The organism is Stutzerimonas kunmingensis (assembly GCF_014764705.1).
In the GTDB taxonomy this organism is placed as follows: Bacteria; Pseudomonadota; Gammaproteobacteria; order Pseudomonadales; family Pseudomonadaceae; genus Stutzerimonas.
Genome location: NZ_JACXXG010000009.1, coordinates 70,032 through 88,925, shown reverse-complemented (window position 1 = coordinate 88,925; position 18,894 = coordinate 70,032). Strand labels below are relative to the sequence as shown.

Genomic DNA, 18,894 nt, shown 5'->3' with positions numbered 1-18,894 from the left:
CCCCATGAGCAAATACATAATTCTTCTGGTGCTGGCCGTGGCGCTAAGCCTGACCATCATGCAGAGCCGATCGACACCCGGCCCGGCTGCAGTGGCCGAATTGCCATCGGCCACCTCACCCGCCACGGCTGCCCCAACACCACCCCAGAAGCCGCTGAAAACCCAACCGGCACCGCAAGGCACGCCGCAGTTGCCGACGTCGTTCAAGGGCACCCAGGTCGATGGCCAGTTCCGTCTGGATGAAGCCGGCAACCTGCTAATCGGCGCCGAACTTCGGCATCTGTTCGATTACTTTCTCGCCGCAGCCGGAGAGGAGCCGTTGAAGAACAGTATCGAACGCTTGCGCCGTTACATCGCTGCCGAGCTGCCGCAGCCGGCTCAGAGCCAGGCATCAGCAGTTCTCACCCAATATCTCAACTACAAGCGCCAACTGCTTGATCTGGAAGCAACTTATTCGCGAACCACGGACATTTCAGCGCTACGCCAACGCTTGAGTGCCGTGCAGGCGTTGCGCGCACGCGTGCTGGAGCCGGCTGTTCACCAGGCGTTCTTCGCCCTGGACGAGGCCTATGATCGCTTCAGCCTGGAGCGCCTGGCCATTCAAGCCGATTCCGCACTGGACAGCGACGCCAAGGGCCGCGCCATCGACCAGCTGCGCGCCGGATTGCCCGGCGATCTGCAAGAGCTGCTCGTGCCGCAGCTGCAAAGCGAGCTGCGAGAGCAAACTGTCGCCTTGCAGGCCCAGGGTGCCAATGCGCAGCAGATCCGCCAGCTGCGCCAGCAGTTGGTGGGCAGCGAGGCTGCCGCCCGACTCGAAGCACTGGATCTACAGCGCGCGCAGTGGCAGCAACGGGTCGCTGTCTATCGGCAGGAACGTCAGCGTATCGAAGCCACTCGCGGCCTGGACGATGTCGAGCGTCGCAGCGCTATCGAGCGGCTGGAGGCCGAGCAGTTTGACGAGGGCGAACGCTTGCGGCTTGTCGCTGCCTTTCAGCAGCAGGAAGTGGCGGAGCGCTGAGAGCGATCAGTTGGCCGCGGTCTTGCGGTCGGCCTCGAGCAGATAGCGCTCGCGCTGGTAGGCCAGGTAGTACTTGTTGACGCTGTTGACGTATGCCACTACGCCCATGCCAACAGTTTCCATGGCGATACGCTCGACCTGGAAGAACCACTGATCCGGGTTCAGACCGCGCCGACGGGCTTCGGCGCGCATACTCTGCACCCGCTGCGGGCCGAGGTTGTAGGCGGCGAGAATGAACGCCATGCGCTCACGCTCGTTCAGTCGCGGGCTGGCGAAAAAGTTACGACGGATGTTCGCCAGATACTTCGCACTGGCCTGCACGTTGTTGTCCAACTGGTGGATGTTGCTGACACCCATCGCACGAGCCGTGGCCGGCGTCACCTGCATCAACCCCGTGGCACCGCCGGCGCCCCGCGCCGCGGGGTTCAGGGTGGACTCCTTGAACGCCAGGGCGGCGAGGTTCAGCCAGTCCAGCTCGATCTGTTCGGCATAGCGCTGCAGGGTCGGACGAACCTTTTCCAGGCGCTGGCGGCCCACTCGGTCGAGCGGGTACTGGACCTTGTACAGACGCCGGTAGACGCGCTCGAAGGCGGCATCCTGGTTGTCTGGCGGGTCGAAATCCTTGAGAAAGCGATCAGCACTGGCGCGCAACATGCTGGCGTCGTTCCGCACGAACCAGTGCATGCTGGCCTTGTCGCCCAGGCTCAGGTGCTGCTCGATGCGCAGTTTCGGCATGACCTTGGCCCAGCGCTCGGCGATGGTCTGCTCGACCACGGTTGCCGGATAGACGCCGGCCTGCACCATCTCCAGCACATCCTCGACAGCCAACGTGGGGTCGACCCACTCGGCAACGATCGGCGCCAGCTTGCGCTCCATCAGTTGCTTGTTCAGCCGCGCGAGCGCCGGCCCTGCGGCGCTGCCAGGTGGCAACGCAAGGCTGCGCCCGGATAGCTGGTCCAGACGCTGATAGCGTGGGCCGCCCTGGCGGCCGACCAGCACCAATGACACGTCGCTGACTACCGGCCGGCTGCGGCTGATGCCTTTCATGCCCGCCAGCGGCAGTAATTCGCCGGGCGCTACCAGATCCCCTTCGCCGCGCTGCAGCGCGCCAAGCAACTGATCCTTGGCTTTGGGAATGATCTTCAGGGTAATCGGCCGCGCGGATGCAGCATTGCGGTTCAGGTACTGCTCGAAGGCCCGCAGCCGCGCGTACTCGACGCCAATCGCTTCGCCTTTCACCTCACCGGAGCTGTTCCGGCTCTGATTGACCAGCACGCGCAGTACGCCACTACGGCGAATTTCGGCGAGATCACGTACCTTGTCGTTCGCTTGCCACGCCTCGGGACCCGCCACGCGCGCAGTCGCCATCGTTGGCATCAGGGCCAGCAGCAGGCAGAACATGAGTGGCAGCAATCGTGGCATCAGGATGCACCGGTGTGAAGACGCAGAGAACGCTGGTGCGGTGCTCCCTGCCCGCAAAAGGGGGCAAAGGTTCTCACAGGTTGGCTTATTCCGCCAGTTTACTCTCCAAACTGGTTTAGCTATAACTCCTATATTATTGATTTAGTTAGTTTTTAGGCTCGAGGTATTCATGCAGCTTATCGACATCGGCGTCAATCTGAGCCACCCGACATTCGCCTCAAGCGCACCTGCGGTCGTCGAGCGCGCCAGAGCGGCCGGCGTCGTGCAGATGGTGCTTACCGGCACCAGCCTCGAAGAAAGCGAAGCTGCTCTCAAACTCTGTCGCCAACTGGACGAGTCCCGCCTGCACCTGTTCAGTACCGCGGGTGTGCATCCGCATGATGCGAGCCACTGGACGACTGACAGCGCCAGCCAGTTGCGCGGCCTTCTCGCCGAGCCCGAAGTGCGCGCAGTCGGCGAATGCGGCCTGGACTTCAATCGCGATTTTTCACCGCGACCGCTACAGGAGCGCGCGCTGGAGGAACAGTTGCAACTCGCCGTCGAACTGCAGTTGCCGGTCTTTCTGCACGAACGCGACGCCAGCGACCGGTTGCTGGCGATTCTGCGACCGTTTCGGGACCACCTCCCTGCGGCGGTGGTGCACTGTTTCACCGGTGAAAAACAGGCACTGTACGGCTATCTCGACCTGGACCTACATGTCGGCATCACCGGCTGGATATGCGACGAACGCCGCGGTACCCATCTGCATCCCCTGGTGAAGGACATCCCTACAGGTCGTCTGATGCTCGAGAGCGACGCACCTTACCTGCTGCCACGCACCCTGCGCCCGAAACCGAAGAGCGGCCAGAACGAACCGGCCTATCTGCTGGAAGTGCTGCGCGAAGTCGCGCTCCATCGCGGCGAGAGCGAAGCGTCGCTGGCGGCTCACACCACACGCTGCGCGCGCGCGTTCTTCGGCCTGCCGGACCTCGACTGAGTCACAGAAATTTCTCAAGCTCTGCCTCAGGCGGCCGTTAAATGTTAAGCCGCAGTGCAAGCAAGCGTTCCGCTACGCGCGCGCAACCTCCTATAGAAGAAGAGCAGTCATGGCCGTTTGGATTCGCGATCTGTCGCTCAAGTACAAGTTCTGGGCACTGAACATGGTGACCTTCGTCATCGCGTTGCTGCTGGTGCTTTACGCCGTACAACTGGAGCAAAGCGCCCGTAGCGCCGACGCCGTCGCTGCAGCGCAGGCGCGTGCATCACTGCTGGCGAGTTGGCCGGCCGATGCTGCGCTGCCGCAGGGTGCGGACCTGATCGCGTTCCAGGCAGATCAGCGCGCCGCGGTCGAGGGTCAGGCTATCGCCGAAAGCGGCTGGACCACCCTCGCCCACGACCGACTGTTCTCCAGCAATCCCGTGGTCGGCGCCCACCTGATCTCCGCGACGAATGGTCAGAAGCTGGCTGTACTGGCCCGCGCGCCCAGCGCTGTTCAGGTACTGAGCCAGCACTTTTTCAGCTACGCCGTGGCGGTCGCGGTGCTGATGCTCGGCCTGCTCGGCGCTTCGCAACTGCTTATCCGCTTTCTGCTCAGCCACCTCAACACGCTCAAGGACGTCATGCTGCACGTGGAGCACAGTGGCGACCTGCAGGCACGGGTTCCGCTGGACAGCCGTGACGAAGTCGGCCAGATGGCCAGCGCATTCAACGCCATGCAGGGCGGCTATCAACGCGTGGTCAGCACCGTCGCCCAGGCTGCTGCGCGTCTCGACGAGGGCGCGAGCCGGCTCGCCACGAGCATGAACGACGTGCACAAGGGCATGCGCGGTCAGCAGGGTGAAACCGACCAGGCAGCCACGGCCATCAACGAAATGAGCGCCACGGTGCACCAGATCGCCGAGCATGCACGCGAAACTCGCGATCAATCACAGAACGCCGACCGCCTTGCGGGCGATGGCCACCGGGTCGTCGGCCGTGTGGAGAAGTCCATCTCCAGCCTCTCTCAGGGCGTGCAGCAGACCGGCGAGATGATCGAGCAGCTCGCCGCGGATAGCCAGAAGATCAACGGCGTCGTCAACGTGATCCACAGCATCGCCGAACAGACCAACCTGCTGGCGCTCAACGCCGCAATCGAAGCAGCCCGGGCCGGTGAACAGGGCCGCGGTTTCGCCGTGGTCGCCGATGAAGTCCGCAACCTGGCCAAGCGTGTGCAAAGTTCCACCGACGAAATCACCCAGATGATCTCCGGCCTGCAGGCGATGACTCGCGACGCCGTGGAGTTCATGCAGGAGAGTTCACTGAAAGCCGACGATTGCGTGCGCGAGGCCCATGAAGCAGCGCAGGCACTTGAAGCCATCGCCGACGCGGTAGCACAGATGCGCGAAAGCAATACGCAGATCGCCGTTGCCGCCGAGCAGCAGAGCCAGGTCGCCGAAGAGCTCAACCGCTCGGTTACCGGCATCCGCGACGTCACGGAACGCACCGTGGAGCAGACCGTAAGCTCGGCCAGCACCAGTGCCGAGCTGGCCGCGCTATCCACCGATCTAAGCCGTGCCATCGGCCAGCTCAAGCTCTAGCTCTAGCTTCCTGCCAATGCGGCGTTGCGCTCGTGCAACGTCCTCCGCGCTCGAAAAGCATGCACCGCCTCGAGCGCAGCCCCAAAACAGGGCACTCCCCTAGCGCCGCTCTTCCCCACGACGCCTGCACCGCGCGATTTTTGTGCATTGGCATCCCTCTTGCTTTGCATCCTTTGCGAAGAAAAGCTGCTGCACCTGCGAAGACAATTTGAAATAGCTGACTAGGGTTCCGACTCGTTGACGCGAGTGGCTGGTCCGAGAGTTGGCGACCTCCAGCGAGGTTACACGGCGGGATAAAAGCCCGGGAGACAGCGTGATTGCACGCAGCTCCTGCGCTATTCCCAACACTGGAGGGTTTGCCATGTGCCCGCTCGAAACGGCTTTGCCGTTCTCCGCTCTGCCTTGCGCCAGGGCGTCTGCCGCACCCGAACTTCACAGTATTCCACCTGTTGCCGCGGCCGTTGCACGGGGTATCTGCCCATGCGTCTGATCAACCGCACTCCCGGACGTAGCGGCTGGTTGGCACTGGCGATTCTGCCCTTCGCCATGCTGCTGGCGCTGTACCTGACCAGCTCGGCCCAGCGCCTGGAACTGAACCCCAACGACAAGTTGCTGCCCAGCTTCGGCCAGATGAGCGCAGCCGTCGAACGCCTCGCTTTCACCCCCGACAAACGCTCCGGCGACTATCTGTTCTGGCAGGACACCGCCTCCAGCCTCAAGCGCCTCGGCACCGGTCTTGCCATCGCGGCAGTGGCCGGCCTGTGCCTGGGTATCGTTGCCGGCACTCTGCCGCTGTTCAGCGCGCCGCTCTCGCCATTGCTCACGGTGCTGTCGATGGTGCCACCGCTGGCGATCCTGCCGATCCTGTTCATCGTCTTCGGCCTGGGCGAACTGTCCAAAGTGATGCTGATCGTCATCGGTATCACGCCGATCCTGGCTCGCGACCTTGAACACCGAGCACGAGAAATTCCCCGCGAGCTGCTGATCAAGGCGCAAACCTTGGGCGCCAACACCTGGACCCTGATCCTGCGCCTGGTCCTGCCGCAGCTGATGCCGCGCCTGCTGATCAGCCTGCGCCTGGTGCTCGGTTCGGCCTGGCTGTTCCTCATCGCCGCCGAGGCCATCGCCTCCACCGATGGCCTGGGCTACCGCATCTTTCTCGTGCGTCGCTACATGGCGATGGACGTGATCCTGCCCTATGTCGCCTGGATCACCCTACTGGCCTGGGCCATGGACTACCTGCTGCGGCGCCTGACCCAGCTGCTGTTCCCCTGGTATGAAGGAGCCAAGGCATGAGCGAGAACAACGCCAAGGCACCCGTTGCCGCACAGTCGAGCCAATGCACAACGCAACAAGGGACTCGCGCAGGCGGCGACCCCGGCTCCTTCATTCAGGTGAAGAACGTCTGGCAGCAGTACGGCTATCAGGTCGTGCTGGAGCGCCTAAACCTGAACATCGCCGAAGGCGAGTTCTGCACCCTGGTCGGTGCCTCCGGTTGCGGCAAATCCACCTTTTTGCGGCTGCTGCTCGGCCAGGAAGCGCCCAGCCGCGGCGAGATCCTGCTCGATGGCCAGCCGCTGGCAAACGAACCGGATGCCAGCCGCGGCGTGGTCTTTCAGCGCTACTCGGTATTTCCGCACCTGACCGTACTGGACAACGTCGCCCTCGGCCTGGAACTGCCGCGCGCCCCGCTACTGGGCCGTCTGCTTGGTCACCGCAAGCGCGATGCCCGCGAGCAGGCCGCGCAGATGCTGCACAAGGTCGGCCTCGGCCATGCGCTGGACAAGTACCCGGCGCAGTTGTCCGGCGGCATGCAGCAGCGCCTGGCCATCGCCCAGGCGCTGATCATGAAGCCCCGCGTGCTGCTGCTCGACGAGCCCTTCGGCGCACTCGACCCGGGCATCCGCAAGGACATGCATGAGCTGCTGCTGGAGCTGTGGCGGGAAACCCGGCTGACGGTGTTCATGGTCACCCACGACCTGTCGGAAGGCTTCACCCTCGGCAGCCGCATCCTGGTCTTCGACAAGCCCCGCATCGATCCCCACGCCCCGGGTGCCTATGGCGCGCGGGTGACCTACGACATTCCCTTGCACGAGGGCCGCCACGCGCCCGGCGCGTCCGCTGGCGTTCCGGTCGCCCTCAGCGAGAAATTCCGAACTGCCTATCAAGGAGCCTGACATGAGCGCTTCACTCGCGATCCGCCCCACGCTGTACGAGGAAACCGTTCCCGGTGGCGGCCACACATCCTTCGTCCTCAAGCGTGGCCAGCTGCTGCGCCTGACCGATCTGGAAGGCGGCGCCAACGTCAGCTTGATGCTGCTCAACGCCCAGGAGAAGAGCGAGCGGCTGAACCTGCCCGACACCCTCAAGTGCCAGCACACCGCCAAGCTCACCGCCGGTCATTGCCTCTACTCGGACATGGGCCGCGTACTGGCTGCCATCACCGCCGACACCTGCGGCTGGCACGACAGCTTTGGCGGCGTGCTGAACGCCGATGAAGTCGCCGAGAAGTACGGCCAGGGCCGCTATCAGGAACTGCGCAACGGCTTCTTCCGCAACGGCACCGACAACCTGCTGGTGGAGATGGGCAAGTGGAACCTCAACCTGCAGGACCTGCTCATGGTGCTCAATCTGTTCAGCCGGGTGGACGTCACCGCCGACGGCGCCTTTGCCTTCCACAGCGGCAATTCCAAAGCGGGCGACTACATCGAGCTATACGCGCCAATGGACACCCTGGTGATCCTCACCGCCTTGCAGCATCCGCTGGACCCCAATCCGCTGTACGCACCCAAACCGGTGCAGCTGAGCTGGCACAAGGTCCAGAGCGATGGCATCAGCGTGCTCTGCCGCACTTCGCGTCCGGAGAACGGCCGCGGCTTCCACAACACCGAGCGACTCTACATCTGAGGAGGTTGCCGACATGACCATCGTAGAAAGCAGCCTGCACCCCGAAACCGCCAGCTTCCGCCACCTGATCCCGGCCGGCGAGCCGTACCTGTTCGAAGTAAAGGCCGGACAGACCCTGCGCTTGCTGGATGTCGAGGGCAATCAAGCCATCGACACGTTGTTCTTCAGCGCGAAGAACCCGCGCGAACGCTTCGACCCGCAGCGCACCCTGCGCCGACAGAACAAGGTCTATCTCACCGCCGGCACGGTGTTGTATTCCAACCTCGGCAACCCCTTGCTGACCATCGTCGCTGACACCTGCGGTCGCCACGACACCCTCGGCGGCGCCTGCGCCCAGGAGAGCAACGTGGTGCGCTACGCCCTGGACAAGCGCTACATGCACAGCTGTCGCGACAATTTTCTGCGCGCCAGCCTGCACGACGGCCGTCTGGAGAAGCGCGACATCGGCGCCAACATCAACTTTTTCATGAACGTTCCGGTGACGCCCGAGGGCGGCCTGACCTTCGAGGACGGCCTTTCCGCACCGGGCAAGTACGTGGAGCTCAAGGCCGATCAGGACGTGATCGTGCTGATCTCCAACTGCCCGCAACTGAACAACCCCTGCAACGGCTGGAACCCGACGCCCGCCGAGGTGCTGGTGTGGGACTGATGGCGCTGTTACGACGCCACCTGCTGCCGCTGCTGCAGGCGCGCGCCGGGCAGCGGCCCGAGCTGCCGACAGCGAAGCAACCCTCCCCAACCACGGACGGCCGTGGCGCAGATGAATAAAGGCGGGACGGCCCGCCAGCCTTCGAGGGTTACTGAACATGTTCGACAAACTTCTGATCGCCAACCGCGGCGCCATTGCCTGCCGCATCCTGCGTACGCTGCGCGCCCTGGATGTGAAAGGCGTGGCCGTCTACTCCGAGGCCGACGCCGCCAGCCTGCATATCCAGCAGGCCGACGAGGCCCACAGCCTGGGCGAAGGCCCGGCAGCGCAGACCTATCTGGTGGTGGAGAAGATTCTCCGCATCGCCCGGGAAACCGGCGCGAAAGCCATTCACCCCGGCTACGGCTTTCTCTCCGAGAACGCCGCCTTTGCCGAAGCCTGTGAAGCCGCCGGCATCGCCTTTGTCGGCCCGACGCCAGAACAGCTGCGGGTGTTTGGCCTCAAGCACACCGCCCGCGCCCTGGCCAAACAACGCGGCGTACCGATGCTGGAGGGCACTGAGCTGCTCGACAGCCTTTCCGATGCCCTCGGCGCAGCCGAGCAGGTCGGCTACCCGGTGATGCTGAAAAGCACCGCCGGCGGTGGCGGTATCGGCATGCGCGTGTGCCGCTCGACGGCGGAACTCGCCGAGGCCTTCGACGCGGTCAAGCGCCTGGGGCAGAACAACTTCAGCGATTCGGGCGTATTCATCGAGAAATACATCAAGCGCGCCCGCCATCTGGAAGTGCAGGTGTTCGGCGATGGTGCCGGCGACGTCATCGCCCTCGGCGTGCGCGACTGCTCGGTGCAGCGACGCAACCAGAAGGTGCTGGAGGAAACTCCGGCACCGAACCTGCCGGCCGGCATGGCCGAGGCACTGTGCGAAGCGGCTATCACGCTGGCCAAGGCCGTCGACTACCGTAGCGCCGGCACCGTCGAGTTCGTCTACGACGCCGAGGCCCAGCGCTTCTACTTCCTCGAGGTGAACACCCGCCTGCAGGTCGAGCACGGCGTCACCGAGCAGGTCTGGGGTGTCGATCTGGTGCGCTGGATGATCAAGCTGGCCGCCGGCGACCTGCCGCCGCTGGCGGAGCTGGCCAAGACGCTGAAGCCCAGCGGGCATTCGATCCAGGCGCGCGTCTATGCCGAAGACCCCGGCCGGGATTTCCAGCCGAGCCCCGGTTTGCTCACCGCCGCGAGCTTCCCGGTAGCCGACGGCAAGGCCCTGCGCGTCGATACCTGGGTCGAGGCTGGCTGCGAGATCCCGCCGTATTTCGACCCGATGATCGCCAAGGTCATCACCTGGGCGCCGAGCCGCGAGGAGGCTCGCCAAGCGCTTGACCAGGCGCTCGGCGACACCCAGCTCTACGGCGTGGAAACCAACCGCGATTACCTGCGCCAGATCCTTGCCTTTACCCCGTTCGCCAGCGGCAACCCCTGGACCCGCTGCCTGGAGGGTCTCAGCTACAAGGCCAATGCCTTCGAGATTATCAGCGCCGGCACCCAGACCACCGTACAGGACTTCCCTGGCCGCCTCGGCTACTGGGCGGTAGGCGTGCCGCCGTCCGGCCCGATGGACAGCCGCGCCCTGCGTCTGGGCAATGCCCTGCTCGGCAACGCCGAAGACGCCGCCGGGCTGGAAATCACCATGAGCGGGCCGATCCTGCGCTTCAACACCGACGCGGTGGTGGCGGTGACCGGCGCGGAAATACCGTTGAAGCTGGATGACGTGCCGCAGCCGATGAGCACTGCGCTGTTCATCCCGGCCGGCAGCACCCTGACGATCGGCACCATTGCCGGCGCCGGTGCGCGGTCGTATCTGTGCGTGCGCGGCGGTCTGCAGCTGCCGGAGTATCTGGGCAGCAAGAGCACCTTTACCCTCGGCCAGTTCGGCGGCCACGGCGGCCGCGCCCTGCGTGCCGGCGACGTGCTGCATCTGTCACCGCTGACCGACTCGTCTGCCGGCGCCACGCTGGCCGCCGAGCTGCGCAGCGCCCTGCCGGCGGTGCGCGAAATTCGCGTGATCTACGGCCCCCACGGTGCGCCGGAATACTTCACCGAAGGCTATATCGAGCGCTTCTTCGCCACCGACTGGGAAGTGCACTTCAACTCCAGCCGCACCGGCGTGCGCCTGATCGGGCCCAAGCCCGAATGGGTGCGCGAGAGCGGCGGCGAAGCCGGTTTGCATCCATCCAATATCCACGACAACCCCTACGCCATCGGCGCGGTGGACTTCACCGGCGACATGCCGGTGATCCTCGGCCCGGACGGCCCGAGCCTGGGGGGGTTTGTCTGTCCGGTGACCATTATCGAAGCCGACCTGTGGCAGCTCGGGCAGCTTAAGGCAGGGGATAAAGTGCGCTTTGTCCCGGTGGATATCGCCACAGCGCGGGAGCTGGCAAGAGCCCGGCGCGAAGAGTGCGCGCTTGTCTCCCCTCTCCCTCCGGGAGAGGGGCCGGGGCGGCCCGCGATCGGGGTGAGGACTGTTTCAACCGACAGCAAAAGCCCCTCACCCCAGCCCTCTCCCAGGGGGAGAGGGGGCATTTACGCGCAATCTGCGGAATATGCGCTCACCTCCCCCATCGTCCTCGACCTCGGCCAGGACGACACCCGTCTGGTCGCCCGACTCTCCGGCGACACCCATCTGCTGCTAGAAATCGGCGCACCGGAACTGGACCTGGTGCTGCGCTTCCGCGGCCATGCGCTGATGCAGGCGTTGGAAGCCAAGGGACTCGACGGGGTCATCGACCTCACACCCGGCATCCGTTCGCTGCAGGTCCACTACCAGCCGGAAACCCTGCCGCTGGCCGTGCTGCTGGAGACCGTCGCCGGGCTGTGGGACGCAGTGTGCGCTGCGCAGGATCTCAAAGTGCCCTCGCGCATCGTCCACCTGCCGCTGTCCTGGGACGACCCGGCTTGCCAGCTGGCGATCGAGAAGTACATGACCACGGTCCGCAAGGACGCGCCCTGGTGCCCGAGCAACCTGGAGTTCATCCGTCGCATCAACGACCTGCCGAACCTCGACGAGGTGTACCGCACGGTGTTCGAGGCCAGCTATCTGGTGATGGGCCTGGGCGACGTCTACCTCGGCGCGCCGGTGGCCACCCCGCTGGACCCGCGCCACCGTCTGGTCACCACCAAGTACAACCCGGCGCGCACCTGGACCGCCGAGAACTCGGTGGGCATTGGCGGCGCCTACATGTGCGTCTATGGCATGGAAGGCCCGGGCGGCTACCAGTTCGTCGGTCGCACCCTGCAGATGTGGAACCGCTACCGCGCGCTCGAGGCGTTCGGCGGCCAGCCCTGGCTGCTGCGTTTTTTCGACCAGATCCGTTTCTACCCGGTCAGCGCCGAGGAGCTCCTGAAGATTCGCCGCGACTTCCCGCTGGGCCGCTACCCGCTGAAGATCGAGGAGACCGAGCTGTGCCTCTCCGACTACCAGGATTTCTTGGTCAAGGAAGCCGAAGGCATCGAGGCCTTCCGCAGCCAGCAGCGCGCGGCCTTCGACGCCGAGCGCCAGCGCTGGATCGAATCGGGGCTGGCGCATTTCGAGAGCGAGGAAGTAGCGGCCGATCTCGGTGAAGACACCCCGCTTGGCGCGGGTGAGCACGGCATCGAAAGCCATATCGCCGGCAATCTCTGGCAGGTGTCGGTGGCCGAGGGAGCGCGCGTGGCTGCCGGCGACGTGCTGATGATCCTTGAGAGCATGAAGATGGAAATTCCGCTCATCGCTCCGGTCGCCGGGGTGGTGAAGGACATCCGTGTGCAACCCGGCTCCCCGGTGCGCGCCGGCCAACGGGTGGTGGTGATCGAGGAGGTTTGAGAACTGTGGTCTTTGCCGACCATTTCCCCCTCACCCTAGCCCTCTCCCTCAGGGAGAGGGGACCGGTTCGGCGCGGGCTCGGGGGTCTGGACATCGACGCAGCTCGCGCATTGCCATGAGCCGCGTAACGAACTCTCAGCGCCTGCGATACGAAAGCAACGCCGGACCAAAAGACCATCAGCAACACCGAATCAACCCCCTCGCCCGTTGGGAAGAGGACTGGGGAGAGGGGAAAGAGGCCCAACCAAGTTCCTCCGCCACGACGTACCAAAGGCTCCGGACCAACAGCACTAAAGCAACGCCGGACCACCAGATCGCCAGCAACACCGGATTAACCCCCTCGCCCCTTTGGGGAGAGGGCTGGGGTGAGGGGAAACGGCCGCCAGCCTGACCTGAATCCCGACCGCCCGAACAGACTAGGCCTGCCACAGAGGAAGCCAACCATGACGACCCATTTCGATCTTCGCCTCGATACGCTGCGCAATGCCTATGAAGCCGGCACCACGACCCCGCGTCAGCTGATCCTCGAACTGCACGCCAAGGCCGCCGAACTGAACGGCGAATTCAACGCCTTTATCCACCTGATGAGCGTCGAAGAACTCGAGCCCTACCTGGCCGCACTGGAGAGCAAGACGCCCGCCGAGCTAGCGCTCTACGGCATCCCGTTCGCCATCAAGGACAATATCGATCTGGCCGGCATTGCCACCACCGCCGCCTGCCCGGCCTTTGCCTACACACCTCAAACCAGCGCCACCATCGTCGAGCAGTTGATCGCCCTGGGCGCGGTGCCGCTGGGCAAGACCAACCTCGACCAATTCGCCACCGGCCTCAACGGCACCCGCTCGCCCTACGGCGAGTGCCGCAACAGCGTGCACCCCGACTACCCCTCCGGCGGCTCCAGCGCCGGCTCATCCCTGGCCGTGGCACTGGGCCTGTGCACCTTTGCCCTGGGCACTGACACCGCAGGCTCCGGCCGCGTGCCGGCGGCGCTGAACAATCTGGTGGGCCTCAAGGCCAGCAAAGGGCTGATCTCCACCGCTGGCGTCGTGCCCGCCTGCCGCACGCTGGACTGCGTGACCTTCTTCACTGCCAGCGCCGCTGAAGCCAGTCAGCTGCTCGCGTTGACCGCCAGGCTCGATCCGCGCGACGAGTACAGCCGCGCCAACCCGCTGTGGAACGACGGCTCGGCCTTCGGCCAGGTGAAGTCCTTTCGCTTCGGCGTGCCGAAGCAGCTCGAGTTCCTCGGCTGCCCGGAAAGTCCGGCGCTGTTCGCCGCCACCATTGAGCAGCTAAAAGCCATCGGTGGCGAGCCAGTGGAAGTGGACTTTTCGCCCTTTCTCGAAGCCGCGCGCCTGCTCTACGAAGGCCCCTGGGTCGCCGAACGCTATAGCGTGGCCGGCGCGCTGATCGAGCAGCAACCCGACGCCGTCCTGCCGGTGATAAAGGCGGTACTGGAAAAGGCACCGGGCACCACCGCCGTGCAGCTGTTCGAAGCGCAATACCGCCTGCAGCAGCTGAAGGCCATTTGCGACCGGATCATGACCGAGGTCGATTGCGTACTGACGCCCGCGTACCCGCGCCCTGTGACGCTCGCCGAGCTTCACGCCGAACCGGTCAAGCGCAACTCGGACCTGGGCTACTACACCAACTTCATGAACATGCTGGATTACGCCGCCGTGGCTGTACCTGCCGGCGTTATGGAGAACGAGCTGCCCTGGGGCGTGACGCTGTTTGGCCGTGTGTTCACCGACCAGTACCTGCTGAGCCTGGCCGATGCACTGCAACGCCGGACCGGCCTGGCCCTGGTGGGCAGCAATGCGATCACAACACCTGCCCCGCAGAATCCGGCGCGCAACGACCGGACGAGAGTGGTGGTCTGCGGCGCGCACCTCGATGGCCTGCCGCTGAACTGGCAACTTCGCCAGCGCGGCGGTCGGCTGCTGGAGGCAACCACCAGCAGCGCGGCGTACAAGCTCTACGCCCTGGCCGGCGGCCCGCTGTTACGCCCGGGGATGGTGCGCGTCGCCGAGGGAGGGGCGGCCATCGCCGTGGAAGTCTGGGACATCCCCAGCAGCGAGCTGGGCTCGTTCCTCACCGGCATCCCAGCGCCGCTGGGCCTGGGCAAGCTGGAGCTGGCGGATGGCCGCTGGGATACCGGGTTTATCTGCGATGCTTACGGCCTTGGAGGCGCCGAGGACATCACCCACTTCGGCGGCTGGAAGGCTTGGCTGGCGCAGCGGGGTTGAGATAGCGAAACCACTTATCTGGCTGTAAGCGGTAAGGAGCGAAACGCAGCCAGTGAGAAATGAATGCGCGGGACTGACCAACAACTATGCATCTGGTACATCCCGCGCAGCGCTCGATAGCGATTCAGCGCCTTAACGGCAGCTCCTATAACGCCGGTCAGGTAGCCATCTCGGGCCAGGGTGCGCTCATCCAGTCCTCACGCTAGTCTTCGTCGCTGCTGCTGCGCCTCGGCAAAGCCTCGTCCAGCGCTGACCCACCCTCTCGCAACACGACTTGATGAACCCCCGGACCAGGCAGCGCGATCCCCGAAGCGCGCAGTGCCTCAATCAGGTTTGCCCGCACACGCGAGGCGGTGAGCATGAAGTCCGACCGGCGCGAGTCGCACCAGAATTGCACCTGAAAGGCGAGCTCGCTCTGGCCCATCTCGCGTATCGCCACTGTGGGTGGTGGCTCGGCGATGACTCCTTCAGCACCCCGGGCTGCCTCCTTGAGCACGCGCATTACCTGTGGCAGATCGACTTCGTAGCCGAGGTAGCAGATCACCTGACCACGGCGCACCGGCGCAGCGGTGTTGTTGGTGACCCGCGAGGTAAAGGTTTCCGCATTCGGCACCAGGACCCGGCGTCCGTCGTAGGTGCGGATCTGCGTGGCACGCAGTTCGATGCGCTCCACGCTGCCCTCGGTGTCGCCGATGATGATCTGGTCGCCGAGCTGGAACGGCCGCAAGGTGAGGATCAGCAGGCCGCTGACAAAGTTGGAAAGGATGTCCTTGAGGGCGAATCCGAGCGCCAGGCTGGTCAGCCCGAGGCCTGTGGCGAGCGTCCCGGGTTCGAGGCCAAAGGCGGTGGCAGCGACGATCAGGCCCAGCAGCCAGACGGTGTAGTAACTGACCTGCTTGATCAGGTTCTCCACCGTCCGATCGCGTATCAGCCGATGAGAGATCATCCGGACCCCTGCCCGCACACTCGCAGCCAATGCCCAGAACACGCCGATCACCAGAAGCGCCGCCAGTGCCCGCGGCACGATGCTGATGGCCGCTTCCAGCAGCCGGGCGAAGGCAGTATCGACGCTGGCGCGCACGTCGGTCACGAAGCGCGCTCGCTCCGACGTCCGCCGTGTGCTGGCCTGCGCCAGCGCAGTTTCGAGAACCGACGCCCACTCGCGCGCCTGCGCCTCGAGCGCCTGGCCGTTGGCTTGGGCATCCTCCTCCGTGACCTGCATCAGGATGCGCCCAGCCATGGTGATCTGGCGCGCCTCGGCGTTTTCCCCGGCCGGCGCGATGCGCGCCCTGCTGATGCCCTGCGGGGTTTCCAACACCGTCAGCAATTGCCGCTCTATCTGCCGAGCCCGCAGGCGCGCCTCCAGCTCCTCGGTTCCGCCAAGACGAAACAGCGCGCGGCCGTCGAGCCGCACCGTCGCCAAACCATCATCCACCTGCGCGGTCGCGGGCAATGAGGCAAACACGGCGAGCAGCACCAGCAGCACGGCCATCGGCAGATGCATCAGTCGAGTCATGGAAAGAGATATTGCGAGAAGAGCGCACCCCTGGGCCGACCGATGTGCCATCTGCGACCCAGTGTGCATACGCGGGCGTGTCAGAAGATCAGTGCAAAGAGGCCGATGACCACGATCAGGCCGATCAGAAAGATGATGCCAATGGTGCTACCTAGAAACTTCAGCATGTGATGGCTCCCGTTTTTCGTGAGTTCATCAGTTCCGACTGGCAGGCACCTCCATCGTTCAAGGTTTTCGCCGACCAGTACATCTCGCGACTGTATCCCGATCGTCATTAAGACGCGCCGCAGCACCATTCGGGAGCGCCCTTTCAGAAATTGACCTGCATCCGAGCATGCCCGCCGCTCAACGAAAAGCCTCGTGCCGCAGCGGACGCGCCGTACCACGCGGGCTTGCCGAGCTTGCACGGCATCTGGCACGCAACCTGCTCTATCCCAAGTGAACGGGATGAGTCGCCACCGGCACTCATGACGCTTGGCACAAAACACAGGAGCAGCTTCAAGGAGAACTAGGGTTCCGGCTCACAGGGAGTGGGCGCTGGTCCGAGAGTTCTCCGGTCCCAGGGACGGGACTACACGGAGGGATAAAAGCCCGGGAGACGCGATGTCATCCCGTGCCTTGTCATTCCAATGTGTAGGGAAATCACGCCATGTCCACACTGCGCTCGCTGAACAAGACCCTCCTCGCCGCCGGCCTGGCCGTCGCGACATTGTTTTCACCGCTGGCCAGCCAGGCCGCCGAGAAGCTGAAGATCGGCACCGTGGTCTGGGCCGGCTACGGCCCCTTCTACGTCGCCGACAAGAAAGACCTGTTCAAGCCCCACGGCCTGGATGTAGACCTGCAGTTCTTCAACGACCCGGCGCTGATCCCCACCGCCATGCTCAGCCGCGCGCTGGACGGCGGCATGCTCACCTACGACCAGGTAGTGGCCTCGGTCGCCAAGGGCCTCAAGCATCGCGTGGTGATGCCCATCGACTTCTCCAACGGCGGTGACGCCATCGTCGCCGATGCCTCGGTTCAGTCGGTCGCCGACTTCAAGGGCAAGAAGGTCGGCTTCAATCCGCTGTCGCCCTCGGACTTCCTGCTGGCCTATGCGCTGCAGCAGAACGGCATGAGCGACAAGGATATCGACGCCGTCAACATGACCCCGGAAGGCATCCCCGGCGCCATGGCTTCGGGCAATCTGCCGATTGGTGTGACCTACGAGCCCAACGTCTCGCAGATCCTTTCCATGGGCGGCGGCGACAAGTTCAAGGTGGTCTATTCGTCCAAGGACGCCCCGGGCCTGATCACCGACGTGCTGGTCTTCGACGAGGCTGTGATCGCCAAGAAGCCCGCCGCCATCAAGGCGATGATCCAGGGCTATCTCGATGGACTGGCCTACATGCAGGCGCACCCCGAGGAGTCGGCTGAAATCATCGGCGAGGTGCTCGGCGTCAGCGCCGAAGAAGCCGTCGAGCAGATGACCGGTGCCTACAACATCCCGCTTGCCGAGATGGGCAAGAGCTTCACCCCGGGCGAAGACACCCATTCGTTCCATGGCAGCGGCGCGATCATCGCCAAGCTGCTCAAGGACAACGGGCAGATCCCGAGCATCCCCGATTTCAGCCAGACCTACGACGCCCAGTTCACCGAAGCGCTCGCCCAGTAAAGCCGACGCCAGGCGGGCCATCGCCCGCCTGTGCTGGAGAAGACCATGAACGCCAAACCCCTGTACCGCTACGCCGATGGCCGCGTCCCAAATACCTTGGCGATCCTCTATACCGTACTCGCCTACGGCGGCGGCCTGGCCCTGCTGTTCGCCGGCAGTGGCTGGCTGAACGCGCTGGGCACGTTGCTGCTGGCCCACGGCATGATCATCGCTGCCTACCTGATTCACGAATTCGCCCACGGCGCCATTTTCAGCGTGCCCAAGCACAACGAATGGGCTGGCAAAGTCTGCAGTTGGTTGTGCGGCAGCTGCTACGCCGAGTTTCAGGACCTGCGCAAGAAACACATGCGCCATCACGTCGACCGCGCCGACGTGATCACCTTCGACAGCAAGGCCTTTCTCAAGGCACGCCCGCTGTGGTTCCAGAAGCTGGTGCTGGCGCTGGAATGGGCCTATGTGCCGGCGGTGGAACTGATCATGCATTTCTACGTGATCGCCCTGCCCTTCATCACCGACAACGACAAGCACCGCGCCCGGCGTGGCAAGGTCGCCGCTGTGCTGGCCGTTCGCACACTGCTTTTTGCCGGGTTCGCAGTGCTGTCGCTTAAGGCCGTGCTGCTCTACGCCGTGGCCTGGATGATCATGCTCAGCGTGCTGCGTTTCGCCGATGCCTATCAGCACACCTACGAGGCCTTCGCCGTGCTGGAAGATGGCGGCAAGCTGCCGGAGGACAAGCGCCGCGACCGCAGCTACGAGCAGCAGAACACCTACAGCAACGTGGTTTCCGAGCGCTGGCCGGTGCTGAATCTGCTGCTGTTGAATTTCTCCTTCCACAACGCCCACCACGAAAAGCCGGTGGCGCCCTGGTATCGCCTGCCGAGGCTGCACGCCGAGCTGTACGGCAGCACCTACAACCAGGTCATCCCGATGCGCAAGCTGCTCGGCAGCTTCCACCGCTACCGCGTACGCCGCGTGCTGGACGATGACTACGGTGTGGTCAGCGAGGGGCCGCACAAGGCCGACAACTTCTACGGCGCCGTGGGCGTCTCCTTCCTGACGGCGGTGTGA

14 protein-coding genes and 2 riboswitches are annotated in these 18,894 nt (G+C 64.5%); of the genes, 11 read left to right on the top strand and 3 right to left on the bottom strand.

The window, feature by feature from the left end; all coding sequences use genetic code 11:
- The first annotated feature begins 4 nt into the window (after positions 1–4).
- Positions 5–1,018, top strand: coding sequence for a lipase secretion chaperone (locus tag IEG05_RS09840; RefSeq protein ID WP_046619406.1), 1,014 nt, complete (start codon positions 5–7; stop codon positions 1,016–1,018).
- 6 nt (positions 1,019–1,024) lie between these two features.
- Here the strand turns inward: IEG05_RS09840 and IEG05_RS09835 are convergent, their stop codons facing one another.
- On the bottom strand, positions 1,025–2,440 hold the full coding sequence (locus tag IEG05_RS09835; protein ID WP_046619408.1) for an MltF family protein: 1,416 nt from the start codon (positions 2,438–2,440) through the stop codon (positions 1,025–1,027).
- A gap of 169 nt (positions 2,441–2,609) precedes the next feature.
- On the opposite strand from IEG05_RS09835, the gene IEG05_RS09830 reads away from it, so the two are divergent.
- The 8 genes from IEG05_RS09830 (at position 2,610) to atzF (ending at position 14,659) form a co-directional block, all read left to right on the top strand.
- Complete coding sequence (locus IEG05_RS09830; protein WP_046619409.1) at positions 2,610–3,416, top strand: TatD family hydrolase; 807 nt, start codon at positions 2,610–2,612, stop codon at positions 3,414–3,416.
- Positions 3,417–3,525: 109 nt separating this feature from the next.
- Positions 3,526–4,995 (top strand): methyl-accepting chemotaxis protein, encoded by a 1,470-nt coding sequence (locus IEG05_RS09825; protein WP_046619410.1) that lies wholly within the window; start codon positions 3,526–3,528, stop codon positions 4,993–4,995.
- Positions 4,996–5,205: 210 nt separating this feature from the next.
- Positions 5,206–5,305: riboswitch (guanidine-I (ykkC/yxkD leader) on the top strand.
- Positions 5,306–5,475: 170 nt separating this feature from the next.
- Complete coding sequence (locus tag IEG05_RS09820; RefSeq protein WP_046619411.1) at positions 5,476–6,291, top strand: ABC transporter permease; 816 nt, start codon at positions 5,476–5,478, stop codon at positions 6,289–6,291.
- Entirely contained in the window at positions 6,288–7,172 is an 885-nt protein-coding gene (locus IEG05_RS09815) for an ABC transporter ATP-binding protein (RefSeq protein WP_224742765.1), read from the top strand. Before IEG05_RS09820 ends, IEG05_RS09815 begins: the two co-directional genes overlap by 4 nt.
- A 1-nt stretch (position 7,173) precedes the next feature.
- Positions 7,174–7,902, top strand: a complete 729-nt coding sequence (locus IEG05_RS09810) for an urea amidolyase associated protein UAAP1 (protein ID WP_046619413.1) — start codon at positions 7,174–7,176, stop codon at positions 7,900–7,902.
- 13 nt (positions 7,903–7,915) lie between these two features.
- Positions 7,916–8,551, top strand: a complete 636-nt coding sequence (locus IEG05_RS09805) for an urea amidolyase associated protein UAAP2 (protein ID WP_014820341.1) — start codon at positions 7,916–7,918, stop codon at positions 8,549–8,551.
- Between the two features lie 157 nt (positions 8,552–8,708).
- The gene (uca, locus tag IEG05_RS09800) at positions 8,709–12,413 is read left to right on the top strand and encodes an urea carboxylase (RefSeq protein WP_046619415.1); all 3,705 of its coding nucleotides are present in this window, start codon (positions 8,709–8,711) and stop codon (positions 12,411–12,413) included.
- A 443-nt stretch (positions 12,414–12,856) separates the two neighbouring features.
- On the top strand, positions 12,857–14,659 hold the full coding sequence (gene atzF / locus IEG05_RS09795) for an allophanate hydrolase (protein ID WP_046619417.1): 1,803 nt from the start codon (positions 12,857–12,859) through the stop codon (positions 14,657–14,659).
- Between the two features lie 202 nt (positions 14,660–14,861).
- Here atzF and IEG05_RS09790 read toward each other — a convergent pair whose 3' ends face one another.
- Both IEG05_RS09790 and IEG05_RS09785 read right to left on the bottom strand, forming a co-directional pair.
- Complete coding sequence (locus IEG05_RS09790) at positions 14,862–16,163, bottom strand: mechanosensitive ion channel family protein (protein ID WP_046619419.1); 1,302 nt, start codon at positions 16,161–16,163, stop codon at positions 14,862–14,864.
- A gap of 92 nt (positions 16,164–16,255) precedes the next feature.
- A complete protein-coding gene (locus IEG05_RS09785) occupies positions 16,256–16,594 on the bottom strand; it encodes a small membrane protein YohP (RefSeq protein WP_152664401.1) in 339 nt (112 codons plus the stop codon).
- Positions 16,595–16,672: 78 nt separating this feature from the next.
- A riboswitch (guanidine-I (ykkC/yxkD leader) is annotated at positions 16,673–16,775 on the top strand.
- A gap of 49 nt (positions 16,776–16,824) precedes the next feature.
- Here IEG05_RS09785 and IEG05_RS09780 point away from each other — a divergent pair.
- Positions 16,825–17,826, top strand: coding sequence for an ABC transporter substrate-binding protein (locus tag IEG05_RS09780; protein WP_046619421.1), 1,002 nt, complete (start codon positions 16,825–16,827; stop codon positions 17,824–17,826).
- Between the two features lie 45 nt (positions 17,827–17,871).
- The gene (locus IEG05_RS09775; protein ID WP_046619422.1) at positions 17,872–18,894 is read left to right on the top strand and encodes a fatty acid desaturase family protein; all 1,023 of its coding nucleotides are present in this window, start codon (positions 17,872–17,874) and stop codon (positions 18,892–18,894) included.

Coding starts and splice junctions, on each gene's coding strand:
- IEG05_RS09825 (WP_046619410.1), top strand. CDS start 3,526: ATGGCCGTTTGGATTCGCGATCTGTCGCTCAAGTACAAGTTCTGGGCA.
- IEG05_RS09815 (WP_224742765.1), top strand. CDS start 6,288: ATGAGCGAGAACAACGCCAAGGCACCCGTTGCCGCACAGTCGAGCCAA.
- IEG05_RS09835 (WP_046619408.1), bottom strand. CDS start 2,440: ATGCCACGATTGCTGCCACTCATGTTCTGCCTGCTGCTGGCCCTGATG.
- atzF (WP_046619417.1), top strand. CDS start 12,857: ATGACGACCCATTTCGATCTTCGCCTCGATACGCTGCGCAATGCCTAT.
- IEG05_RS09790 (WP_046619419.1), bottom strand. CDS start 16,163: ATGCATCTGCCGATGGCCGTGCTGCTGGTGCTGCTCGCCGTGTTTGCC.
- uca (WP_046619415.1), top strand. CDS start 8,709: ATGTTCGACAAACTTCTGATCGCCAACCGCGGCGCCATTGCCTGCCGC.
- IEG05_RS09805 (WP_014820341.1), top strand. CDS start 7,916: ATGACCATCGTAGAAAGCAGCCTGCACCCCGAAACCGCCAGCTTCCGC.
- IEG05_RS09830 (WP_046619409.1), top strand. CDS start 2,610: ATGCAGCTTATCGACATCGGCGTCAATCTGAGCCACCCGACATTCGCC.
- IEG05_RS09820 (WP_046619411.1), top strand. CDS start 5,476: ATGCGTCTGATCAACCGCACTCCCGGACGTAGCGGCTGGTTGGCACTG.
- IEG05_RS09810 (WP_046619413.1), top strand. CDS start 7,174: ATGAGCGCTTCACTCGCGATCCGCCCCACGCTGTACGAGGAAACCGTT.
- IEG05_RS09775 (WP_046619422.1), top strand. CDS start 17,872: ATGAACGCCAAACCCCTGTACCGCTACGCCGATGGCCGCGTCCCAAAT.
- IEG05_RS09840 (WP_046619406.1), top strand. CDS start 5: ATGAGCAAATACATAATTCTTCTGGTGCTGGCCGTGGCGCTAAGCCTG.
- IEG05_RS09780 (WP_046619421.1), top strand. CDS start 16,825: ATGTCCACACTGCGCTCGCTGAACAAGACCCTCCTCGCCGCCGGCCTG.